This is a genomic window from Streptomyces sp. NPDC104307 (assembly GCF_055584045.1).
Map to the genome: position 1 here is coordinate 15,384 of NZ_JBVJMU010000013.1, position 23,044 is coordinate 38,427.

Here is a 23,044-nt window from a genome sequence, read left to right on the forward strand (position 1 = left end):
CCGGGCTCGCCCCCGCCTACGCGACCGTGCGGATGAGCTTCTTGTTGACGAACTCCTCGATCCCCGGGCGGCCGAGCTCGCGGCCGAAGCCGGAGCGCTTGATGCCGCCGAAGGGCAGTTCGGCGCCCTCGGCTCCGACGCCGTTGATGAACACCATGCCTGCCTCGATGCCGTCAGCGACGCGGGCGGCCTGTGCGGGGTCGGTGGTGAAGACGTACGAGCCGAGGCCGTACGGGGTGTCGTTGGCGATCCGCAGCGCGTCCTCCTCGTCGGCCGCCCGGAAGACCATGGCGACCGGGCCGAACAGCTCCTGGCGTGCGGTGGTGTGCTCGGTGGTGAGGCCGGTGAGGACCCCGGCCGGGAAGTGGGCGCCGCTGCGTTCGCCCTCGGTGTGCAGCGTCGCGCCCTCCGCGACGGCGGCGGCCACCTGGCGCTCCAGGGTGTCGGCCGCGGCGACCGAGGACAGGGGGGCTCCGGACTGGCGGGCGAGGAGCGCGGCGGTGAACTTCTCGACGAACGTGTCGTAGACGCCGGAGGTGACGATGAACCGCTTGGCCGCGTTGCAGGCCTGGCCGGTGTTGTCGAGTCGGGCGGACACGGCGGCGTCCACGACGGAGTCGAGGTCGTCGGCGGACAGCACGATGAACGGGTCGGAGCCGCCGAGTTCGAGGACGACCTTCTTCAGGTGCCGCCCGGCGATCTCGGCGACGGCGGCGCCGGCCCGTTCCGATCCGGTCAGGGACACGCCGTGGACACGCGGGTCCGCGATCACGTCGGCGATCTGCTCGTTGGTGGCGTACACGTTGACGTACGCGCCGACGGGGAAGCCCGCCTCGGTCACCAGCCGCTCCAGCAGTGCCGCGGTGGCAGGGCACTGCGGGGCGTGCTTGAGGACGATGGTGTTGCCCAGGGCGAGGTTCGGGGCGGCGAACCTCGCTACCTGGTAGGCGGGGAAGTTCCACGGCATGATGCCGAGCAGGACACCCACCGAGCCCCGCCGGATGACGGCGCGACCGGGGCCGGAGGTGACGGAGAGCTCCTCGTCGGCGAGGAACTCCTCGGCGTGGTCGGCGTAGTAGTGGTAGATGTCGACGCAGAAGTCGATCTCGCCCTCCGCCTCTTCGAGCGGCTTGCCCATCTCGCGCACGATGCCCGCCGCCAGTTCGGCCCGGTGCTCCGCGTGCAGATCCCCGAGCCGGCGCAGCAGCGCGGCACGCTCGGCCGCGGAGGTGCTCCGTCCCCAGGCGGTGGCCGCGTGGGCGGCGTCGACGGCCCCGGTCACCTCGGCGTCGGTGGCGGTCGGGTAGGTCTGCGTGGTCGTGCCGGTGGACGGGTCGGTGACGGCGTACATCAGGTCTCCAGGAAGTGTGGGGGCGGGGAGCGGTTGCAGGGGTTGGGTCGCGGCGTCGGCCTCGCTCGCTGGTATGCCGCGGGGCCTGCGTCGCGGAGTCCTGCGTTCGAGCCGCGGGGCCTGCGTCGCGGAATCCTACGGTTCGAGCCGCGAGCCGCGAGGACGGCGTCGCGGAATCCTACGGTTCCAGAATGGTGCGGGCCCCCACGGCGGACTTGAGGTCCTCGAAGGCGGCAGCCGCTTCGTGGAGGGGGCGCACCTTGCCGATCAGCTCGTCCAGCGGCAGCCGGCCGGCCAGGTAGAGGCGGGCCAGCTTCGGGATGTCGATCGCGCCGACGCTGGAGCCGTAATTGCAGCCGAGGATGCGCTTTCCCTGGTCGGCGAGGTCGAAGAGGTTGAACGCGCCCGTCGCCCCGTCGGCGGCCATGCCGACCAGTACGGCCGCCCCGCCGGAGGTAAGCATGCTCGGGAGGGTCTCGATGACCTTGGGGCTGCCGATGGCCTCGAAGGCGTAGTCGACCCCGCCGAGTTCCTCCTGGCACCAGGCGGCCACGTCGGTCGTGGCGGCGTCGAGCGTGTGGGTCGCCCCGAACCGTTCGGCGGCGGCCAGCCGCTCGGGCGAGAGGTCGACGGCGATGATGGGATCGGCCCCCACCAGGCGCAGCCCCATCACCACGGACAGGCCCACCCCTCCGGCGCCGACGACGACCGCGGACTCGCCGGCCCGCACCCCTGCGGTGTTCAGGACCGCGCCGATGCCGGTGGAGATGGAGCAGCCCAGGAGGGCCCCGATGCCGAACGGCAGTTCGTCGGGGACCTTGACCACGGCTGATTCGGGCACGACGACCCGGCTCGTGAACGCGCCGAGGCCCAGGAAGGGCCAGACCTCTTCCCCCCGGGCATCGGTGATCGGTGTCGTGCCGTCGGGCAGGGTGTTCGCCACGGCCTGGGTGCCGGTGCACAGCCAGGCCATCCCGGCCAGGCACTTACGGCAGCGGCGGCAGGGCGCGAACCAGGAAAGGACGACGTGGTCGCCCGCCTGCACCGCGCCGACGCCGTCACCTGTGCTCGTGACCACGCCGGCGGCCTCGTGGCCCATGACGAGGGGGCGGTCGCTGGGCCAGTCCCCCGTCAGGATGTGCAGATCGGAGTGGCACACCCCGGCAGCGCGGATGTCGATCTCGACCTCGCCCGGTCCGGCGGGCCGGTGGGAGACCTCGCGGGTGTGCAGTCCCGCGACGGGGTCGTAGACCAGGGCGGGAGCGGTGGTGGGAGTGGGAGCGGTGGCGGGGGCGGGCGCAGTGGTGGGGGTGTCGGTGGCAATGGAGGTGGAGAGGTGCGCGGACATCAGAGAGCCTTGACTTCCTCGGTCGACTTGTTGGGGGAGAGCCGGGTGTGGGGTTTGGCGACGGCGACGTAGACCAGTCCGACGACGAGCAGCGCGGAGAAGACCAGGACCACGGCCCACACCTGGACCCAGCTGCCCGACGGCGGGGCGAGTTCGGCGCGCGGCCAGGCGATGTTGACCGCCTCGAACAGCAGCCACACCACAGCGGACACGTTGATCACCAGACCGGCCCGGCCCAGGCGGAACTGTCCCTCCGCCGGATTCCAGCGGCCGCGGAGGCGGGCGAAGAGCGCGACGAGTGCGACCGCCAGGAAGATGAAGTAGAAGCCACCGGAACCGAAGGAGATCAGCGTGGCCGCCGCGTTGCCGTTGAGACCGAGCAGGAGGCCGAGCCCGGCGAGGACGGCCGTCACGGTGAGCGAGACCCAGGGGATCTGGCGCTCCCCGACCTTGGCGAGCTGGGCGGAGCAGGGCAGCTGCCGGTCCCGCGCGAAGGCGTAGACGGCCCGCCCGATGTAGGTCTGGATCGAGATGGCGCAGGCGAAGAACGCGATCAGGACGACGACGATGAACGGCTTCCCGCTCCAGCTGCCCAGGCCCTGCGTCACCGCGTCGAAGACGGGGTCCACGGTCTTCCCGGAGACGGCGTCCTCGGGACGGCGCAGCGCGAACGTCACCGCGATCGAGGTCAGCAGCACCGTGAACGCCACGAACACGTAGGAGCGCAGCAGAGCCCGGGGCACGCTGCGCCTCGGCTGCTCGGTCTCCTCGGCGACCTGGGTGGTCGCGTCGAACCCGAGGAAGGCCCAGCCGGCCACGGCCAGACACGTCACGAACCCGGCCACGACGGACCCGCCGGAGGCGGACTCCGCGCCCAGGGTGTCGAAGAGGATGCTGAAGCCGTGGTGGCGTGCGAAGAGCAGCAGGAACACGCTGACGGCGATGGAGACAACGCCTTCGGCGACGATGCCCGCGTTGAGGAAGTGCTTGACCGGGTTGACGCCGAGCAGATTGATGCCCAGGGCCACCGCGATGAAGACCACTCCGAGCAGCACATGGGTCACCGGTGACAGTTCCGCGTCGCTGAAGAGCATGTGCAGCCAGCTGGAACCGAGGTAGGCCACGGTGGTCAGGGAGGCGATGGCCGAGGCGAGATAGATCCAGCCCACCAGCCAGCCCAGCCGGGGCCCGCCCAGCCGGCGGACCCACTGGTAGACGCCGCCGGTGATCGGGAACTGCGAGGAGAGCTCGGCGTAGACCGTGGCGACCAGCAGCTGCCCCAGGAAGGCGACGACGACCGCCCAGATCCAGGTGGGGCCGGCGAAGACGAATCCCAGCTGGGCGACGGCGTAGATGCCGACCACCGGGGAGATCGTCGCGAAACCGAGAGCGAACACGGCCCACGCGGACAGGGTGCGTCTGAGCTCCTGTTCGTAGCCGTATTCCGCCAGATCACCGGCATCGGCGCGGTTGTGGTCCACGTTCGTCTCCTGGCATTGCTTGGCGCGCGTTCGGCGGCGCCCACACGGTGGAGGCCGCCGCCGGCCTGCCGTTCTCACCCCGCTACGGGCTGGTACGACGGCAGCCGTTCGAGCGGCGATCCATTTATTGGCTGTAGAGCCAATTGTTATTTGGCTGCACAGCCAATAGCATCCTCGCCATGACGTCAAGGGGTCCTGAGAGGCAAGTCCGCAAAGCGGCGGCCGAACGCCGGCGCGAGATCGTGGCAGCTGCCGCGCAGGTCGGGCTCGAAGACGGCCTGGAGTGCGTCACCCGTCAGCGGATCGCCGACGGCCTCGGAGTGCAGTCCGGACTCATCCACCACTACTTCCCCGTGGTCGAGGAACTCGTGGCCGAGGCGTTCACCAGCGCCACCACCGCGGAGCTGGATGGCCTGCTGCCCGAGGCGGCGGCCGCCGAGGCCGGGAGCGGTGACCCCCTGGGCACCCTCCAGCGCTTCTTCACCCTGATCTCGGACACCGAGTTCGACAACGTGAGCAAGCTCTGGATCAACGCCCGGCACCTGTCCCGCTACCGTCCCGTGCTGCGCGACCAGGTCGTCAGCCAGGAGCTGCGCTGGTGCCACCGGATCGAACAGATCATCACGCGAGGCGTGCGGGAGCAGGCGTTCCGCTGCGAGGATCCGTGGGCCGCCGCCGTACGCGTCCTCGCCGTCGTGGACGGAGCCAGCGCGTACATCAACACCAGCGCCGACCGGCGCATGGCACCCCTCGCCAACCTTGGCCGCACACTCGCGGAAGCGGAACTGGGCCTGCCGGCCGGTGGCCTGCGCATGCCCTGACGGGCCCCGCCAGAGACACCCCAGAGACACCCCGGAGACACCCCGGAGCCGCATCGCGTGACTCGCCCGGCCCAATGGGGGCGCGGACGGGTGGCGGCTCAGTGGGCCAGGACCCGGCCCGACCGGCCGATGGCTGTCAGAGGGCGGTCGTACGATCCGTCCCATGGCAGCCGGGCCGGGTGATGAACCGCGACCGCCTTCCCGTGACGGGCCACCACGCCCAACAGCCGGGCCGGAACTGCCTTTGGTTTGACGCCTCTTGTTCTTGGTGTGACGCCTCTTGGTGTGACGATCCGCGCCTCGCGGACGCTGAACTCTAAGACTCACAAGAACACTTGCGGCACTCGTGACCACAAACGTAACCAATGGGGTGGGGAATTGAACACGCGCAAGAAGCACATGGACAGACCGCTGAGCCTGAGGAGACGGGCGCTCCTGACCGTCGGCATCGTCGTCCTGAGCGGAGCGGGCTCGGCGGCCTACGCGACCGCCGGTCCGGCCGGGAGCGGAACGGCGGTTGACCACAAGGTGCGGGACGCGGCCGTGCGTACCGTCGAGCTCGCCGGCCAGGGGGCCGGGCGCAAGGGGCTGCCGAAGCAGGACACCAAGGAGTACAGCGCCGCCCTGCTGACCTGGTCGGACCCGGGCGCCAAGCTCAAGGGGACGGCCCAGATACGGTCGAAGGCGGCCGGGACCGGTAAGTGGTCGGGCTGGCAGGCGCTGCCGGACGACCCCTTCTCCGCAGACGGCAAGGAGGCCCAGGACGCGGCGACCCGCGGCGGCACCTCCGCGGTGTGGACCGGACCCTCGGACGGCGTCGAGGTGCGGGTGGTCGCCGCCGACGGCTCCGCCTCCGCGCTCCCGTCCGGTATGGACGTGAAACTCCTCGATCCCGGCACCGACCCGGCCGGCGCCCCGAAGCCCGTCGCGTCCGCGCGAGACGTCACGCCGGCCCCGTCGGACGCAGGCACCGACGCACCCGCACCCGCACCCGCGGGCACCACCTCTTCGCCCACCGCCCCCGCGACCCCGACGGACTCACCCACCGACCCACCGATCCCGACGGCCTCCCCGTCGCCGGCCGCTCCGGCTCCCCTGCCCTCGACCGTCGTCAAGCCGCCGGTCATCACCCAGGCCCAGTGGGGCGCCTCCACGGACTACGACGGCACCCCCGAATACGGTCAGGAGATCAAGGCCGCCGTCATCCATCACACCGGCGTCGACCAGGACAACGGCGTCCCGTGCAGCCAGTCGAAGGCCCGGCTGCGGACCATCCAGCAGGAGCACTTCGCCCGCGGTTACTACGACATCGGCTACAACTTCGTCGTCGACCGCTGCGGCCAGATCTTCGAGGGCCGCAGCGGCGGCATGGACCTCCCGGTGACCGGCGCCCACGACGTCGGCTTCAACACCAACACGCTCGGCATCTCGTACATCGGCAACACGATGACGATGAAGCCGACCCGGGCCGGTCTGGAGGCCATTTCCCGGGTCGTCGCCTGGAAGTTCGGCATGTACGGCATCAGCCCGAGCTCCAACGTGACCCTGGTGTCCGGTTCACCGCTCGGCCAGGACGGCAACAAGGTCCCGCAGGGCGACTCGATCACGCTGCCCCGGGTCTTCGGCCATCGCGACACCAACTCCACGCTGTGCCCCGGCGACGCCCTGTACGGCAAGCTGCCGCTGATCCGTACCCTCGCCGCCTCGCCCGGCGTCTCGCACGCCCTCACCCGCTCGGACTTCGACGGTGACGGCGTGACCGACCTGGTCGCGGGCACTCCGCAGACGGGCAGCGGCGCCGGTTCGCTCACGGTCGTCCCGGGCGGCGACGACGGCCCGGTCGCCTCCGCGGGGAGGATCATCGACCAGAACAGCCCCGGCGTCCCCGGCAGCAGCGAGTCCGGTGACCAGTTCGGCGCGTCCAACGCGTACGGCGATGTCAACGGTGACGGATACGGCGACCTGGTGATCGGCTCGCCCGGCGAGGACGACACCAGCGGCCACCCCGACTCGGGCCTGATCTCCGTGCTGTACGGCCCCGCGCTCAACACCGGCACGTCGTACGGAACCGCGACCGCGACCCGCGACGCCGGTGAGAAGCTCGGCACCTCCGTCGCCGCCGGTGACTTCAACGCGGACGGCAAGTCGGACATCCTCTCCGTCGCGCCCGGCAAGCCCGGCCGCTGGTGGTCGTACGACTCCGGCACCGGCGCGGCCACGTCCGGGTACCTGAACACCACCGCCTACACCGCGGACGTCTCCTACGCGGCCGTCGCCACGGGCGACTTCAACCGGGACGGTTACGCGGACGCCGCCGTCAACTTCCGTGACCCGAGCGGCATTTCCCGCATCCTGTGGCTGAAGGGCTCGTCCGGCGGGCTGCAGCGCGTCGGGATCCTCTCCGCGAAGGGCGGCCGTTCCCTGGCCGCCGGCGACGTCACCGGCGACGGCATCGACGACCTGGTCGTCGGCCAGCCGGGCACGACCGAGTCCGGTACGACCGTCAAGGGCGGCACGGTCACCCTGCTCAAGGGCACGACGACCGGCCTCACCGCGACCGGCGCGATCACTCTCGGACAGGATTCCCCCGATGTGCCGGGCGGCGGCGAGACGGGCGACGACCTCGGCGCCTCCGTCGCGGTCGGTGACTACGACCTCGACGGGTACGCGGACGTCATGGCCGGGTCCCCGAACGAGGACATCACCCGGGCCGGTGTGAGCCGGGTGGACGCCGGCGCGGTGATCCTCTTCAAGGGCACCTCCACCGGCATCTCCGGTACCGGCTCGGTCACCTACAGCCAGGACACGGCCGACGTCTCCGGTGACACGGAGTCCGGTGACCGCATGGGGTCCTCCGTCCTCCTCCAGGACCTGTCCGGCTACGGCCGCGCGGACCTGGCGATCGGCGCGGACGGCGAGAACGCCGGCGACGGCGTCTTCCTCCAGCTGGACAGCGGCAGCGCGGGCATCTCCGCCAAGAGCACCGTCTACTACGGCCGCTCCAACCTCGGCACCCCGGCGGCGGCCCACGTCGGCCAGACGCTGGCGCCGTGACGCCGAGGCCGTCACGGATGCCGGAGCTGTCACGGATACCGGAGCCGTCACGCTGAGGCCCTGAGAACACGGACGGCTGACGTGACGGAGGGGCCGGTGCCCGGCGGACAACCGCCGGGCACCGGCCCCTCCACGTACCGCCTACCGCGTACCGCGTACCGCCGCTGCCGTCAGCGCAGCTCTTCCGGGCACGGGGTCCCCGGCGACAACTGGTAGGGCGCGCCCAGCCGGTACACGCCGGCGCGCGGTGCCAGCAGTTCCGTCCACTCGTCGCCGTACTGGTCCTCGTCCAGCTTGATCAGGCAGCCGTTCGCGTTGACGAAGTCCCTCGGGATCTCCTTGTCCTCGCGGCGCCTGGACTCCTCCGTCTCCTGGGGCCGCTCCACACTGCGGCCCTCCTCGTCGAGCACGGCGAGCCAGCGCGAGTACGGGATGCGGATCAGCACCCGGCCCGCCTTCTTCACATGGATGGTCAGCTCCCCCGCACCGGCCTCGTCCACCGTCGCCGGCGGATCGGCCAGCGGCACCGGGCTGTCCACCGAGTAGAGCCGCCAGTTGGAGTTGGACCAGATCGGTTTCAGGTACGGCAGCCCCTTGCTCACCAGTTCCGTCTCCCGCACCGCGCCGCTGGAGTCGGGCTCGCCCTGCGGCAGCACCACGTAGTGCACGGCCCAGCGGTCGAGCCACTGCCGGTAGTTCACGGAGTTCAGGGTGTCGTCGTAGAAGAGCGGGTTGCGCTCCATGTCGGCCTGCCGGTTCCAGCCGCGGGCCAGGTTCACCACCGGGGCCAGCGCGGACGCCTCCCGGTGGCTGTTCGGCGGGACCACCTCGACCCGGCCCCGTTCGGCGCCGACCGTCTGGAGCTGGTTGACCAGCGGAGCCAGCGACCGCGCCCAGGACGCGTCGGGGGCGGTGCGGACTATGTCGTCCACGCCCTTGAACCCGATCCAGAAGTTCAGCCCGGCGAACACGAGGACCAGCGCGTACCACCGCCGGGAGCGGGGCTGCGCGTACGGCAGCGCGGCCAGCAGCACCACCCCGGCGAACAGCATCGCCATCCGCGACACGTTCGAGCCGATCTGCGAGTCCACGACGTACGTCAGCAGCGTTCCGATGCCGTAGACCGCGGCCGCCGTCCGTACCGTCTTCCAGTCGCGGGGCACCAGGAAGAAGACCAGGGCCGCGAAGACGAACGGCAGCGACAGCGTCGCGATCGACATCGGCTGCGTGCCGGAGAACGGGAACAGCCACGCGGAGAGCGCCACCACCACGACCGGCGCCAGCCCCAGCGCGTACGCACCGGGGCGCCGCTTGTTCAGGAACAGGGCCGCCGCGACCACACCGAGGAAGAGCCCGGCCACCGGGCTGCCGGCGGTCGCGAGCCCGGCCAGCGGCGCGGCGACAGCCGCCTTCGCCCACCGCTTGTACCGCCATCGGTACGGCCAGCAGAAGACCGCCGCCACCGCACCGACCGCGAACATCATGCCGAGGCCGAACGTCACCCGGCCCGACATCGCGTTGCACAGGTACGCGAAGACACCGGCCATCGAGCACGCGATCGGATTGCGGACGGCCCGCACCCTGACCAGGATCAGCGCGGTCAGCCCCGCCGAGACCGTACCGACGATCATCATCGTCGTGCGGACGCCGAGCACCGACATCAGGTACGGCGACACGACGCTGTACGAGACGGGGTGCATCCCCCCGTACCAGGCCAGGTTGTACGCGGTACCGGGGTGCCGGCCGACGAACTCGGCCCAGGCGTCCTGGGCCGCGATGTCGCCGCCGCTGTTCGCGAAGAAGAAGAACCAGAGGATGTGCGCCACCGCGGCCACCGCGGTCGTCAGGAGGACCGGATGGCGTACGCACCACCGCTTGAAACCGTCGAACCGGCCGGCGCCCTCCGGCACGGTTTCCCCGCCCGGACCCCGCCACCGGCCTTCGCTGCTCTTCGCCCGTGTCGGCTCAGCAGTGGTCACTGCGACTCTCCCCGTCCTCCCCCGGACGCGGTGGAACCGCCGGCCTGCTTGCAGCGCGGGCGTCAGTGCCGGAAAACGCGTTCCGGGATACACGCGTTGCCCCTGGGACGCTAGCACGCAGCCTCTGACGTCGGCCGGAAAGGTTCCGGACCCCCTGCGCCCACATGAACCGCGTCACGTGAACACAGGGGGCCGCGCCTTCAGGGCCTCGGCCTTTCGGCCGCCCCGCCCGCCGAGTCAGCTGACGCGGATCAGCTGACGGGGGTCAGCTGACTCGGGTCAGCTTCTGGCCGAAGCCCGGTTCCGTCAGATCCTGCTGGAGGGCGACGGGTGCGCTCACCCGGCCGCTGCCCGTTCCCACCGTCACCACGCCGACCTTCGTGCCCGCCTTCATGGTGCGCGAGATCTCCTTGCCGTTGCCCGTCACGGAGAGCTCCACCTTGAGCCCCTGCCAGCCCATCGCCTTGAGGTCCGCGGTCGCGACCAGCGGGGTGTGACCGCCGAACCCATCGTCCACATATCCGACGACATCGCCCTTGTGGACCGCCTTGGCCGAGGTCACGGCCTCCTGCGCGCCCTTGATCAGCTTGAGGCTGTTGGAGATCGACATCACCAGGCTGTCGTACGGCTGGCCGGTTCCCGCCTGCTGCCCCATGACGGCGCCGTAGATCCACAGCTTCTTGCCGTCGACGACGGTGTTGGCCGACCAGATCAGGTTGCCGCCGGCCGGGGTGGAGGAACCGGTCTTGATGCCGCTCACACCCGGCTCCAGCAGGATGGTGTTGTTGTTGTAGATCGTCGTGTCGATGCCGTCGATCTTGATCTGCGGTGTGTCGACGATCCCCTGGAACACCTCGCTCTTCATCACGGCGGCCGCCAGCTTGAGCTGGTCGTCGGCGGTGGAGACGGTCGTCTTCTTCAAACCGCTCGGGTCCGTGTACGTGCTGTGGCTCATGCCGAGCTTCTTGGCCGCGTCGTTCATCTTGGTGACGAAGGCGTCCTCGGAGGAGGCATCCCAGCGGGCGAGGAGCCGGGCCACGTTGTTGCCCGAGGGGATCATCAGGAGCTGCAGCATCTGCCGCTCCGTGAACTGCTGCCCCTTGTTGATCGGCACCTTGGACTCGTCCTCCGCCTTGGACTCGTCCTCCGCCTGCTGATCAACAGTGATCTTCTCGCCCTGTTCCTTGCCGGCGAGGGGGTGGCCCTGGAGTATCACGTACGCCGTCATGATCTTGGCGACGCTGGCGATCGGCGCCGGCTTCTGCGCTCCCGCGGAGCCGAGCGAACCGACACCGTCCACGCTGACCGCCGACTGCCCCTGCGAGGGCCATTCGAGCTTGAGCTCGTCGCCCTTGAACGCGTACGTGGACTCCGCCGACATCACGAGCGCGGGCTCGGGCAGCGGACGCACCATCTGCACGATTGCAAACGCGATCAGCAGCAGGAGCACCAGCGGTGTCCAGATCTTGACCCTCCGCACGGCCGTGCGGACCGGGGTCTCCGGCGGCGGCGGGGTGTTCGTCAGCTCGGCCAGCAGGTCGAGCGGCGGCCTGGGCGGCATCGGCTGCTGCCTGGTCCGCTCGGCGCCACCGAGTGACGCGTCACCGGGCAGCCGGGCGCCCCACGCGGGAGTGGTCCCCGGCCGGTCCGGACCGGCCTCAGGGCCTGACTCCGGGGCGGGCGCCTCCGGGCCGCGCGGCGCGGGAGCCGGCCGTACGTCGTCGGCGCGCAGCGGTACGAACTTGCTGGTCCGCTCTGCGGGGGACTCGGGCTCGGACTTCCCGGCGGAGTCCGGCCCGGACCCGGACCCGGACTTCGGCTTCCCGGCTGACGGCGGGTTGATCTTCAGAGCGGTCGTCGGCTGGTCGACGCGGGGCAGCTTGGGCGCCTTGAAAACGGCGGTCGCCTGGTCGATACCGGGCTCCGCGTCGGGCCCTTCGTCGGGCTTTCCGTCGGCCTTTCCGGCGTGCTCTTCCTCGGACTTCGCGCCGGGCTTTACCTCGGGCTTCGCGTCGAGCTTTTCCTCCGACTTCGCGCCGGACTTGGGCTCTGCGGCGGAGTCTTCGTCGAGGTCGGGCCCTGTTTCGGGCTCCGTTTCGGACTTCTTGTCGGACTCCGATTCAGGCCTCTTGTCGGACTCCGATTCGGGCTTCTCGTCGGATTTCGCGTCGGATTCCACGTCGGGCTCCCGCTCGGAGTCCCCGCCGTCCTCATCGGACTCGTCGTCCTCGTCGTCCTCGTCGTCCTCGTCGGACTCTGAGCTGGGGTCCTCGGCCTCCGCCACAGGCTCCTCGTCGGACGGGCCGCCATCAGCCCGGCCCTCGTCAGCCTCGTCGTCCCGCGCCTCGCCGTCCGTCGACACCCAGGCGGCAACCGCCGCACGCAGCCGCGCATCGCCCTCCTCGGGCTCGGGCTCGGGTTCCGACTCGGGCTCGGACTCCGAATCCGCCGCATCGGCCTCCGCCGCGTCGGCCGCCCCAGCCGGCTCCTCGCCCTCCGCGGGCCCTGCGGGCTCCTCAGGCTCCCCGGGCTCCTCCGGGGCGCGCGAAGCGGCCTCAGGGGCCTCTGCCGGGCTCCCAGGGCCTTCAGGGGTCTCCGCCACGACCGCGCCGGACTCGGCAGCAGACTCGGCCGCGGACTCGCCGTCGGCCGGTGACTCTGACCGCTGCGTGCCGAAAACGGCCGTCGCCGTGTCCGTCCTGCCGCCGGACTCCGCCGGTGCGGCGGGTTCGCGGAACACCGAGAGCCGCGGATCGTGCTCGCTCCGAGCCGTTCCCGACGACTTCCGCTGCTCCGACTTGTCGGGGGACTCGCCCGCCACCGATGCCTCCTCCATGCGGCACGGGGACATCCCCGCGCTGTCCGAACCATCTACCAGTGTCCCGTGTGAACCCTTGGCTGGGCTGCTAGACGAGAACGACATACCTACTGGTTCCAGTACAAAGCACCCAGGCACCCTCGACAGACAGATGTGAGAGGGGTCACCCTGTCACTCATCCACGCGGGGAGGCATGGATGGGCAGGAGCCGCAGAACAATTCCGGAGGAGCTTCTGTTGCTCGCTCTGGACCCGACCACGGGTACCACAGCGCAGCCGCAGTCGCTCGACCTCGGCCTCGCCGGGGCCCAGCTAGTAGAGCTGGCCCTGGCAGGACGGATAGCCCCTGACGGGGATCGTATCGCCGTGGTGATGCCACGGCCGACAGGAGATCCGACTCTGGACTCCGCACTGGAACTGCTGCGCAGACGCGGCAGCCCGGTCCGGGCCGTCCACTGGATCGGCGGACCCCGACTGGGGCTTCGCCAGATTTACCTCGCTCATCTGGAGCGGTGCGGCATGGTGCATGCCGTGGCGGGCCAGATGTGCGGAGTGCTGCCGACAACTCGCTACCAGGCGACGGACACGGCAATCAGCCGGGACATCAAGGCCCGGCTGGACAGCGCGATCCGCACCGGCGTACCGCCGGACCCGCGGACCGCGGCGCTCGCCGCACTGGCCCACGCGGTCGGACTCGGCAAGCACCTGTACCCCGGGAACGAGGGGCGCTCTTCGCGCTCCCGGCTCCGGGATCTGATCAGACACGACCCGATGGGCGGTCTCGTGGCGCACGCCGTCATGGACGTCCAGAACGGGGCGGTCGCACAGCCGCGCCGCAACCAGGCGGCCGGTGTTCCGTTGCAACCGCAAGCACAGTCGCAGTCACGTCGCGACAGCATGGCGCACACCGCGGCCCACTAGGGCGGCACGAGCGCCGGCGCAGCACCCGCACGGCAGCACACCGCAGCACCGCAACACACGGCATCAACGCAACACAATGCATCACCGCATCACCGCATCACCGCGACAACCGAATACCGCCGCACCGACGTCCCCAAAAGACCCGGTCCGGGAGCCGCACCAAGCGCGGGGCAGCCGGTACCACCGGCTGCCCCGCGCCGCTGCGTGTGTGCGTTTTCCAGCGCGGCCGGGGCCAAGGGTGGCAATCTGCTAAGCAGTAGGTACGCACAGCTACATAGCCGGAGGTGCCGTTTCCGTGCCGTCCAACGTCAATCCCACCGTCAGACGACGCCGGTTGGGTCAGGAATTGCGCCGCCTGCGCGAGATCAAGGGCATGACCGCAGAAGAGGTGGCAGAGCGACTGCTGGTCTCGCAGTCGAAGATCAGCCGCCTGGAGAACGGCCGCCGTTCCATCAGCCAGCGCGATGTCCGCGACCTCTGCGGCGTGTACGAGGTCGAGGACGTCCGGGTCGTCGACTCACTCATGCAGATGGCCAAGGACTCCCGCCAGCAGGGCTGGTGGCATGCCTTCGGGGACATCCCGTACAGCGTCTACATCGGTCTGGAGACCGATGCCGAATCGCTGCGGGTGTACGAACCCCAGGTGATCCCGGGCCTGCTGCAGACCCGGCAGTACGCCGAGGCGCTGATCAGGGGCGCGTTGCCGGAGGCGCCGCAGAGCGATATCGACAAGCGCGTGAGTGTCCGCCTGCGCCGCCAGGACCGGATCAGCTCTCCCGAGCACCCGCTGCGACTGTGGGCGGTGATCGACGAGTCCGCGCTGCGCCGGCTGGTCGGAGACAAGCAGGTGATGATCGAGCAGCTGGAACACCTGGTAGAGCTGTCGCACCTGCCGCACGTGACCGTCCAGGTGCTGCCGTTCGACATGGGCGCCCACCCCGGGATCAACGGGCAGTACGCCATCCTGGAATTCCCGGACGCCGCGGATTCCAGCGTCGTCTACATCGAGGGAGTCACCAGCGATCTCTATCTGGAGAAGGCGAATGACGTCCAGCTGTACAGCGTCATGTACGAGCACCTGCGGGCGCAGGCCCTGAATGTGGAGCAGACCCGGATCTTCATCGACGAGATCGCGAAGAGCTACACCCGGCTGGACCCGTCCTGAACTCCGGAACGAGAGAAATGAAGTGATGTGACGAGTGGGGCGGCGGCACGGTACACCGCCGCCACCTCGCAATGGAAGACCCGCACGGCATATACCATCCGGTCGAGTGAATGGCCACTTCACACAAGGAATTTGGCGAGTAGCGTCGATCACGCCAACTGGACATCGTTGGCGCCACTCACACAACTCTCTGAACCGGAGTGAACATGGCCATTCGTCAGGGTGCTACGGATAAGTGGACGAAGTCGTCGTATTCCGGGGGCAACGGCGCCTGCGTCGAAGTCAGGTCCCCTCTCGTGCGCGCTATTGCCGTACGTGACTCGAAGGTTCCCGAGGGCCCTTCGATCGGTTTCGTCCCCGGTGCCTGGAACGCGTTCGTGCGCGATGTCGCCAAGGGCGCGCTCGACGCCTGACCGATGAGTTCCCACGCTGTGTCGCCGCACCGACCCCGGTGCTGCGGGTAGCCCTCTCGCCCGGTTCGCCGTCCTGGCCGAGGGGGCTCACCGCGAGGCCGTGGGAAGCGCTGCCGATGGACGTCAGCGCAGCTGATCGACGTAGCGGTCCGTGCCCGGCACGGTCGGGATGAACGGGGCCACCAACTCCACCCGCCCCAGGCCCGATTCCGCGACCGCCGCGTCGAGCCCCATGAAGTGTTCGTCCCAGCACTGCCGCGGCTCCTCCTGGAGGAACCAGAGCAGGGTCAGCCGGGTGTCGACGCCCTCGACCTGCTTCACGTACGTCATCCGGTCGCCCGGCAACGGCGTCGGCCGGAACACCGTCACCATCGCCGCGGGTGACCCGCTCAGCCGCTTCGGCAGATGCCGTGAGCGCAGCCACTCCAGCAACTCGGCCCGCCGCTCGGGACCTTCGGCGTCGATCACCTCCAGGACCAGTCCGCGGTAGGGGTGGTCGAGGGCGTGGAAGTCGCGGGGGCCCGCAGCCCCGTCCCGGTAGACCGTCGCCTCGTGGTCCTGGAACGCCGTGAAGACATGGGTGCGGTCCTGGTAGACCCGGCCGTCCCGGTTCAGCCGCTTGTTGATCCCGACGGTCCACTTCATGTGGTCGTCGTAGCGCCCCTCCGTCACCCAGTACGTGGACAGGTAGCAGCCGGCGCCGACCGGTGTCGCGATCGCGGACTTCTCCGGGTACCGCAGCTCCTGGAGTTCCCGGGTGGCCACCCAGCGCCGCCCGGCCGCCATCCAGGGCATCGCCATCGCGCCCGCGTAGTAGTGGTCGTCCTCGTACCAGCGGTTGTACGCGTACTCGTGGCCCGGGTGCGGTTCCACCATGGTGATCAGCGCGTGGCCGGGGCGGACCCCGTACGGTCCCAGCGCGGCCAGTTCGGCGTAGGTGTCGCTCCGGGTCCCGCTGTCCCGCGGCGCCCCGCCCGCCGCCTCGTCCCGTGTTTCCTCGCTCATGCCGTTCCCCTTCCGTACTCCGCCGGAGCCACCTACTCTGACGCCCCGTCAGAAGAACTGCCAGGGCCGGGAGGCGCCGATGTTGCTCGCGGGGAAGACCGTCATCGTTTCCGGGGTGGGCGCCGGGCTCGGCCATCAGATCGCGGCCACGGTCGTACGGGACGGGGGCAACGCCGTGCTCGGGGCGCGCACCGCCGCCAATCTCGCCAAGTCGGCCGCCGAGATCGATCCCGAGGGGCTCCACACCGCGCACCTGCCCACCGACATCACCGAAGAGGCACAGTGCGAGGCGCTCGCGGCGCTGGCCGTCGAGCGGTTCGGGCGGATCGACGCGGTCGTCCATGTCGCCGCCTGGGACAGCTACTTCGGCGGCATCGAGGACGCGGACCTGGACACCTGGAAGTCGGTCATCGACGTCAATCTGCTCGGCACCCTGCGGATGACGCGCGCCTGCCTGCCCGCCCTGAAGGAGCGCGGCGGCTCGGTCGTCGTCATCGGCACGCAGTCCGCGGTGGCCGCGCCGTCCCAGGTGCGGCAGGCGGCGTACGCGGCCTCCAAGGGCGCGCTGACCTCCGCGATGTACTCCATGGCCCGGGAGTTCGGGCCGCACCGGATCCGGGTGAACACGGTGCTGCCGGGCTGGATGTGGGGGCCGCCGGTGCAGGCCTACGTACAGTTCACCGCCCACACCGAGGGGGTGTCCGAGGCCGAGGTGCTGGGAAGGCTCTCCGAGCGCATGGCTCTTCCGGAGCTGGCCACGGACGGCGATGTGGCGGAGGCCGCGGTGTTCCTGGCCTCCGACCGGGCGCGGGCGATCACCGGGCAGTCCCTGCTGGTCAACGCCGGTGAGCTGATGCGCTGAGACTCTCGTACAGAGTTCCCCTCCTTCTCGGCCGCACGGGACCCGCATCCCGTGCGGTCTCTCTGCGTTCTTCGGCGTTCCTGGACGTGTCCTCGTTCTCTGCACAGCCTGACGAAGTGCCTGCTCATGGTGTGGCCGCCGTCACGTTCGCGACAACGCCCCCGCGAGTCAAGAACCCGTAAAATCGTTCGGCTTACTGATCTGCGTTCACATCTCTGACCGTAAGAGACCTTGACCGGGGCACCGCACAGGCGGTTCAATCCCCGAAGTCCCCGCTCCCGCACGGGGGCCCCGCTGAGCGGCCGTGCTGACGAAGTGCGTACCCGTTCACAAGGCGGACCCCAGGAGGGGGCACATGAACAGTCTCGACTGGGTCGTGCTCATCGGCTACTTCGGCGTGATGATCGCGATCGGACTCTGGTCCCACAAGCGTGTCGACAACGTCAGCGACTTCTTCACGGCCGGCGGCAAGATGCCGTGGTGGCTGTCCGGCATCTCGCACCACATGTCCGGCTACAGCGCCGTGATGTTCACCGGCTACGCCGGAATCGCGTACCAGTACGGCGTCACGTCCTTCGTGACGTGGTCGCTGCCGATCGCCATCGGCATCGGGATCGGCGCCAAGCTCTTCGCGCCCCGGCTCAACCGGCTGCGCTCACGGCTGCACGTCGCCTCGCCGCTCGAATACCTCAAGAACCGCTACAACATTCAGACCCAGCAGGCGCTCGCCTGGTCCGGTCTGCTGCTGAAGATCGTGGACGTCGGCGCCAAGTGGGCGGCCATCGCCACCCTGCTCTCCGTCTTCACCGGCATCACGCTGACCCAGGGCATCTTCATCACCGGCATCATCACGGCCGTCTACTGCACGGTCGGCGGCCTGTGGGCCGACGCGCTCACCGAGCTGGGGCAGTTCGTCATCCAGCTGTTCGCCGGTGTCGCGATGCTCGTCACCGCGATGAGCAAGCTGGACGGGTTCAGCACGCTGTGGACGGTCTGGGACAAGCTCCCCGAGGGCCACACGGACCCGACGGCCGGCCCGTACACCGTGACCTTCCTGCTGGCGTACCTCTTCATCAAGACCTTCGAGTACAACGGCGGCATGTGGAACCAGGCCCAGCGCTACATGGCCACGGACTCCGCCGCCTCCGCGACCCGTTCGGCCCGGCTGTCCGCCATCCTGTGGCTGGTCTGGCCGACGGTCCTGTTCTTCCCGATGTGGTGCGCCCCGCTGCTGGTCCACGCGGAGAAGCCGGACGCCTCGGACAGCTACGCGCTGATGACCGAGCAGCTGCTGCCGCACGGTCTGCTGGGCCTGGTCGTCGTCGGCTTCTTCTCGCACACGATGGCCATGTGCTCCTCGGACGCCAACGCCATCGCGGCCGTCTTCACGCGTGACATCGCCCCGGTCTTCTCCAAGGCCGCCCGCAACTGGAGCGCCCGCGCCGGGCTGCTGGCCGCGCGCCTCTCCACGCTCGGCTTCCTGGGTCTGTCGATGGCGCTGGCGACCCAGATCAACTCGCCGACGTTCAAGGACATCATCTCCGTCGTCATCAAGTGGGTCGCCGGTCTGATGGGTCCGATCGCGATCCCGTTCATGCTGGGTCTGCTGCGCCGGTTCCGTAAGTCGGGACCGACGGCGGCGCTCGTCAGCTGGGCGGCCGGTCTGCTGGCGTTCTACTTCACCAACTACAACTTCGACGGTTCGACGAAGACGAACGTGGCGTTGCAGTACCAGGTGGCGCTGCCGCTGGCGATCTCGCTGGTGCTCTTCATCGCCATCGGCTTCATCAAGCCGGAGGACACCCCGGAGCGCGACGCGGTCATCGAGCGGATCAACACGGACGGCGACGGTCCGGGCGTCGGCGCGACCGTACCGGCGCAGGCCGGCCCGGGGGACGTGACGCTCCCCGACGAGACGGAGAACGTGCGGGGCGGGAAGGACGCGAAGGACTGACCCACCCGGTTGTCCCGGTTGTACGGACGGGTGCGGGGTGGGTTACGGGACGCGGAGGCTTCCCGTAACCCACCCCGCACCCCTCTTCGCGCTCTGCTCGCCCCCTTCGGCAGTCAGCCGCGCGGGTAGCGCGCCAGCCAGCCCGCCGCGGCGGCGGCCGGGCTGTGCAGGGCGGGGCCCTGGGTCATCTCCATGGCGAAGTCGTCCGCGATTTCGAGCAGCGTCGCCCGGCCCTCCAGTTCGGCGAGCCAGGCCGGCGGCAGCGCGGTCTCCCCGTGCAGCGCGCCGAGCAGCGCCCCGCACAGGGCCCCGGTCGCGGCCGACGGCCCGCCGTGGTTCACGGCCAGCCGCAGACCGTGCCGGACGTCCTCGCCCACCAGCGCGCAGTACACGGCCACGGCGAGCACCTCCTCCGCGGAGTCCGTGGCACCCAGGGACTCGATGAGCGCGGGCCCCGGTATGCCCTGCCGTACGGTGCCGAGGGCCTGCTGGAGCGCCTCGGTGACGGGTTCGTGGCCCGGCCGCTCCGCGAGCAGGGCGAGGGCGTGCTGCACGGAACCGTCCAGCGTCTCGCCGCGCGCCAGCCCGTGCACCATCACGGCGAGCGCGCCTGCGGAGAGCAGGGCGGTGGGGTGGCCGTGGGTCTGGGCGGCACACTCGACGGCGAGTTGGAGGACGAGCTGCGGCTCCCAGCCGACCAGCAGCCCGAACGGGGCGGAGCGGGTGAGCGCCGCCGCATCGTGGGCGGCGGGATTCTTGGGCCGGTCGAGGGTGCCCATGACGGTGTCACCAAGGCCGTTGAGGCATTCCCGGGTGGGGGCGCGGCGCGCGTAGAGCCATTCCTGACCGGCCAGCCAGCCGTTGTCCTTGCGGCGTTCGTCGGGCCCCCAGTCGTGCTGGGTGGCGGCCCATCGCAGGTACGCCTGGTGCAGATCGGTGGGCGGGTGCCAGGCGCCGATGTCGCGGCGGACCTGGGCGCGGATCAGCCCGTCCACGGTGAACAGGTTGAGCTGGGTGGCGGCGGTGACGAGGCCGCGTCCGCCGTGCGCGGGGACGAGATCGGTGACGGCGTCGGCGCCGTGGGCCTCGCGGATCTCCTCCAGCGAGAGCCCGCTGACGGCCGCGCCGAGCGCGTCCCCGATGGCGCCGCCGAGCAGCGCGCCACGTACCCGGCTGCGGAAGTCCTGCTGTTCGGCACGGCCCCAGACAGCCGTGGTTCCTGTGCTCACCGTGCCCCTCCCCTGTCGGTTCGCCCCTGTGCGACTGCGCGGTAACTCGCAGCACTGTAATCGAACGACCACCCGGTTCCTGGGGCGGAACCGTATGTACGAAGTGCTGGTTCGGTTCAGTTTTGCGCGGCATTCTCCGGGGATTGACCTTGCGTCCGCAGCCCCCGGCTGTGCGCGATCCGCAGGACGTCCCCGAGCGACTCCACACACCGGGCGAGCGCGGTCCGCACCGCCCACTCCCCTGCCGGAATCCACCGCGTTCATCGTTCGTCCCGTTCGCGTCCAATCGCTGAGAGCAACCCGCACGACGGCCCCGCAGCGTGCTCGCTGCGGGGCCGTCGTGTCGGCGGGGCCGGCGCCGGGCCGGGAGCCGCCTACTCGCCGGACTCCGCGGACTCCCCGGACTCCCCGGACTCCCCGGCGAAGACGTCCTCGGCCGACTCCGCGGTGGGGGCACGCAGAAGCCAGCGGTTCAGGGTGTCCGGATCACCGCAGGTGGTGATCCGCTCGCGCACCTCGTCCGGTACGTCGATGCCCGCCCGCGCGAGGAAGAGAAGGATGCCCTGAGCGATGCCCTCCGTCCGGCCTTCTGTCCGTCCCTCTGTTCGGCCTTCCGTCCGGCCTTCTGTCCGGCCCTCGTCACGGATTTCCTCTGCCATGAAGGACTTGTAGAAAGAGAGGTCCACGGCCACCAGGTTCCTCCACTGTTGTGCGGCCGGGCGGTTGCCCAGGCCTTGTGCGGTGAGTTCCACAAGGGGATCAGCGATGGTTTCCGGTACGTCCCGGAGAGCGGTGCACAGCGTTTTCAGTATGGCACCGATGTCCGGATCGGCGGCATGTGTGATGGCCGCCAGCGTGGTGAGCGCCAGGTCCTTGCGGGCCTCGGCGACACTGGTGATCACCGGCATGTTGTGGGGGCCCGCGACGAGCGGACGCAGGGTGAGCGCGGGCCACTGGCGGGGTCCGATGGGGACCGGGCAGGAGGCCCATTCCGCGGTCGCACGGTCCTGGCAGACGACCAGCAGCAGCGGCGGGAGCCGGTATTTCGTGAACAGGTAGGACAGGTAGTAGGCCCAGCTCGCCGGCTTGTCGGTGTCCTTCCTCCCCTGGGCCTCGATGGCCAGGAGAATCGGCTCGTCGTCCTCCGTGTCCAGACGCAGCAGCGTGTCCACGCGCCGTTCGACGGGGCGGTTCTCGGTCAGGTCGGTGGGCATCACGGTGACCGAGACGGGTGGGGAGATCGTGATCCCCAGCACCTCCGAGACGCGGGAGAACAGGCCCGGGTGCTCCTGGAAGATGCGGTGCATCGCCTCATGAGGCGAACTGACCATGCGGAACTCCTGCGGGTGCGGTGATGTGTGACGCGGTGCCGAAGTGCCCCAGAACGCGGGGAAGTTCTTGCCAGCAGCATATGTCCGAAGATGTTGCTCAAATCCGTCAGAAGTACTACTTCACCCATGTGAGTGACTTTCGCACCAGGGGAGTTGAAAGCCGTCGCCTACTACGCACCTGAGCCGGCCGCGCTCCCGGAAGTGACTCATGATCTTCGGCCGCGCCCCTGCACCGGGCCCGTGCGGAACGTTCGGTGGCCCTCACGAAGGCGGCTCCGGCGTGCCGCCGATATCTCGTTGCGCGGCCCGGACACCGGCGCGATGATCGCCGGATGGCTTCCCCCCACCCCGATGGCCGCGCCGGAATCGACGCCGCGCTCGTAATACGCCTGATCGACGCCCAGTTCCCGCATTGGAGCGGTCTTCCGGTGACCCCGGTGGCGGTGGACGGCTGGGACAACCGGACGTACCGCCTGGGCGATGCGATGACCGTGCGGCTGCCCACTGCGGCCGGTTACGTCCCCGCTGTGGAGAAGGAGCACCACTGGCTGCCGCGTCTCGCCCCTTCGCTGCCGGTCGCCGTTCCCCCGGTGCTGGCCCTGGGCGCTCCGGGCGAGGGCTATCCGTATCCGTGGTCGGTCCGCCGCTGGCTACGCGGTGAGACGGCTGCCCTCGACCGTATCGACGACGTCCCCCGGTTCGCGCGCTCCGTGGCGGACTTCCTCCTCGCCCTCCAGCGGTGCGACGCGACCGACGGACCGGCCGCCGGGGAGCACAGCTGGTACCGAGGTGCCTCGCCCGCCCACTACGACGCGGAGACCCGGCGCTGCCTGACCGCGCTGGAGGGCCAGGTGGACACCGACAGGGCCCGCACCGTCTGGGAGGCGGCGCTCGCCGCGCCCTGGCAGGGGGAACCTGTCTGGTTCCACGGCGACATCGCCTCCGGCAACCTGCTCGTGGAGGGCGGCGAGCTGACGGCCGTCATCGACTTCGGTACGTCGGGGGTCGGTGACCCCGCCTGCGACCTGGTGATCGCGTGGGGGCTGTTCTCCGGCGAGAGCCGGGAGGCGTTCCGGCGGGCCGTCGGCCAGGACGCCGGTACCTGGGCGCGGGCCCGGGGGTGGTCGCTGTGGAAGTCGCTGCTGAACCTGACGGGGTACGCCGGTACGGACCCCGTGGGCGCCGCGCAGGAACTCCGGGTGATCGACGCGGTGCTGGAGGATCACGAGCGGTTCGGCTGAGGCTCTCCAAGGCAGCCCGTGCCGGCCCCGGCAGCCCCGGAAGCCCCGGCAGCCCGTCGGTGAAGTTCCTTT

The 23,044-nt window shown here is 70.1% G+C and carries 16 protein-coding genes; 8 read left to right on the plus strand and 8 right to left on the minus strand.

Features of this window, described 5'->3' with window-relative positions; genetic code table 11:
- Window positions 1–16 precede the first annotated feature (16 nt).
- From ACZ601_RS27380 to ACZ601_RS27390, 3 genes are all read right to left on the minus strand, one after another.
- Window positions 17–1,351, minus strand: a complete 1,335-nt coding sequence (locus ACZ601_RS27380; RefSeq protein WP_469542741.1) for an NAD-dependent succinate-semialdehyde dehydrogenase — start codon at window positions 1,349–1,351, stop codon at window positions 17–19.
- Between the two features lie 178 nt (window positions 1,352–1,529).
- A complete protein-coding gene (locus tag ACZ601_RS27385) occupies window positions 1,530–2,699 on the minus strand; it encodes a zinc-binding dehydrogenase (RefSeq protein ID WP_469542744.1) in 1,170 nt (389 codons plus the stop codon).
- A complete protein-coding gene (locus ACZ601_RS27390; RefSeq protein ID WP_440578260.1) occupies window positions 2,699–4,180 on the minus strand; it encodes an APC family permease in 1,482 nt (493 codons plus the stop codon). Before ACZ601_RS27390 ends, ACZ601_RS27385 begins: the two co-directional genes overlap by 1 nt.
- Window positions 4,181–4,359: 179 nt before the next feature.
- Here ACZ601_RS27390 and ACZ601_RS27395 point away from each other — a divergent pair, with 179 nt between their 5' ends.
- On the plus strand, window positions 4,360–5,001 hold the full coding sequence (locus tag ACZ601_RS27395) for a TetR/AcrR family transcriptional regulator (RefSeq protein WP_469542748.1): 642 nt from the start codon (window positions 4,360–4,362) through the stop codon (window positions 4,999–5,001).
- Between the two features lie 399 nt (window positions 5,002–5,400).
- Window positions 5,401–8,055 (plus strand): N-acetylmuramoyl-L-alanine amidase, encoded by a 2,655-nt coding sequence (locus ACZ601_RS27400; protein ID WP_469542751.1) that lies wholly within the window; start codon window positions 5,401–5,403, stop codon window positions 8,053–8,055.
- A gap of 170 nt (window positions 8,056–8,225) precedes the next feature.
- Here the strand turns inward: ACZ601_RS27400 and ACZ601_RS27405 are convergent, their stop codons facing one another.
- Together ACZ601_RS27405 and ACZ601_RS27410 are read right to left on the minus strand one after the other, a co-directional pair.
- Window positions 8,226–10,034: an MFS transporter gene (locus ACZ601_RS27405; protein WP_469542754.1), complete on the minus strand. Its 1,809-nt coding sequence runs from the start codon at window positions 10,032–10,034 to the stop codon at window positions 8,226–8,228.
- A 265-nt stretch (window positions 10,035–10,299) separates the two neighbouring features.
- The gene (locus tag ACZ601_RS27410) at window positions 10,300–12,855 is read right to left on the minus strand and encodes a D-alanyl-D-alanine carboxypeptidase family protein (protein ID WP_469542756.1); all 2,556 of its coding nucleotides are present in this window, start codon (window positions 12,853–12,855) and stop codon (window positions 10,300–10,302) included.
- A gap of 194 nt (window positions 12,856–13,049) precedes the next feature.
- Between ACZ601_RS27410 and ACZ601_RS27415 the strand changes: the two genes are divergently transcribed.
- From ACZ601_RS27415 to ACZ601_RS27425, 3 genes are all read left to right on the plus strand, one after another.
- Entirely contained in the window at window positions 13,050–13,772 is a 723-nt protein-coding gene (locus ACZ601_RS27415; protein WP_024491270.1) for a GOLPH3/VPS74 family protein, read from the plus strand.
- Window positions 13,773–14,067: 295 nt separating this feature from the next.
- Complete coding sequence (locus tag ACZ601_RS27420) at window positions 14,068–14,937, plus strand: helix-turn-helix domain-containing protein (RefSeq protein ID WP_390089213.1); 870 nt, start codon at window positions 14,068–14,070, stop codon at window positions 14,935–14,937.
- A 206-nt stretch (window positions 14,938–15,143) separates the two neighbouring features.
- A complete protein-coding gene (locus ACZ601_RS27425) occupies window positions 15,144–15,350 on the plus strand; it encodes a DUF397 domain-containing protein (protein WP_024491268.1) in 207 nt (68 codons plus the stop codon).
- Window positions 15,351–15,473: 123 nt separating this feature from the next.
- Here ACZ601_RS27425 and ACZ601_RS27430 read toward each other — a convergent pair whose 3' ends face one another.
- Window positions 15,474–16,355 (minus strand): hypothetical protein, encoded by an 882-nt coding sequence (locus tag ACZ601_RS27430; protein ID WP_469542762.1) that lies wholly within the window; start codon window positions 16,353–16,355, stop codon window positions 15,474–15,476.
- A gap of 79 nt (window positions 16,356–16,434) precedes the next feature.
- Here ACZ601_RS27430 and ACZ601_RS27435 point away from each other — a divergent pair, with 79 nt between their 5' ends.
- Together ACZ601_RS27435 and ACZ601_RS27440 are read left to right on the plus strand one after the other, a co-directional pair.
- Complete coding sequence (locus tag ACZ601_RS27435) at window positions 16,435–17,217, plus strand: SDR family oxidoreductase (protein ID WP_469542765.1); 783 nt, start codon at window positions 16,435–16,437, stop codon at window positions 17,215–17,217.
- Window positions 17,218–17,572: 355 nt separating this feature from the next.
- Window positions 17,573–19,171 carry a sodium:solute symporter family protein gene (locus ACZ601_RS27440; protein ID WP_469542768.1) on the plus strand — a complete coding sequence of 533 codons (1,599 nt, stop codon included), beginning with the start codon at window positions 17,573–17,575 and terminating at the stop codon, window positions 19,169–19,171.
- A gap of 113 nt (window positions 19,172–19,284) precedes the next feature.
- Here ACZ601_RS27440 and ACZ601_RS27445 read toward each other — a convergent pair whose 3' ends face one another.
- Together ACZ601_RS27445 and ACZ601_RS27450 are read right to left on the minus strand one after the other, a co-directional pair.
- The gene (locus ACZ601_RS27445) at window positions 19,285–20,400 is read right to left on the minus strand and encodes an ADP-ribosylglycohydrolase family protein (protein ID WP_469542770.1); all 1,116 of its coding nucleotides are present in this window, start codon (window positions 20,398–20,400) and stop codon (window positions 19,285–19,287) included.
- A 374-nt stretch (window positions 20,401–20,774) separates the two neighbouring features.
- Complete coding sequence (locus ACZ601_RS27450; RefSeq protein WP_469542773.1) at window positions 20,775–21,731, minus strand: RpnC/YadD family protein; 957 nt, start codon at window positions 21,729–21,731, stop codon at window positions 20,775–20,777.
- Between the two features lie 332 nt (window positions 21,732–22,063).
- Between ACZ601_RS27450 and ACZ601_RS27455 the strand changes: the two genes are divergently transcribed.
- Entirely contained in the window at window positions 22,064–22,972 is a 909-nt protein-coding gene (locus ACZ601_RS27455) for an aminoglycoside phosphotransferase family protein (RefSeq protein ID WP_469542775.1), read from the plus strand.
- Window positions 22,973–23,044 lie beyond the last annotated feature (72 nt).

Coding starts and splice junctions, on each gene's coding strand:
- ACZ601_RS27380 (WP_469542741.1), bottom strand. CDS start 1,351: ATGTACGCCGTCACCGACCCGTCCACCGGCACGACCACGCAGACCTAC.
- ACZ601_RS27385 (WP_469542744.1), bottom strand. CDS start 2,699: ATGTCCGCGCACCTCTCCACCTCCATTGCCACCGACACCCCCACCACT.
- ACZ601_RS27395 (WP_469542748.1), top strand. CDS start 4,360: ATGACGTCAAGGGGTCCTGAGAGGCAAGTCCGCAAAGCGGCGGCCGAA.
- ACZ601_RS27400 (WP_469542751.1), top strand. CDS start 5,401: ATGGACAGACCGCTGAGCCTGAGGAGACGGGCGCTCCTGACCGTCGGC.
- ACZ601_RS27415 (WP_024491270.1), top strand. CDS start 13,050: ATGGGCAGGAGCCGCAGAACAATTCCGGAGGAGCTTCTGTTGCTCGCT.
- ACZ601_RS27425 (WP_024491268.1), top strand. CDS start 15,144: ATGGCCATTCGTCAGGGTGCTACGGATAAGTGGACGAAGTCGTCGTAT.
- ACZ601_RS27430 (WP_469542762.1), bottom strand. CDS start 16,355: ATGAGCGAGGAAACACGGGACGAGGCGGCGGGCGGGGCGCCGCGGGAC.
- ACZ601_RS27435 (WP_469542765.1), top strand. CDS start 16,435: ATGTTGCTCGCGGGGAAGACCGTCATCGTTTCCGGGGTGGGCGCCGGG.
- ACZ601_RS27440 (WP_469542768.1), top strand. CDS start 17,573: ATGAACAGTCTCGACTGGGTCGTGCTCATCGGCTACTTCGGCGTGATG.
- ACZ601_RS27450 (WP_469542773.1), bottom strand. CDS start 21,731: ATGGTCAGTTCGCCTCATGAGGCGATGCACCGCATCTTCCAGGAGCAC.
- ACZ601_RS27455 (WP_469542775.1), top strand. CDS start 22,064: ATGGCTTCCCCCCACCCCGATGGCCGCGCCGGAATCGACGCCGCGCTC.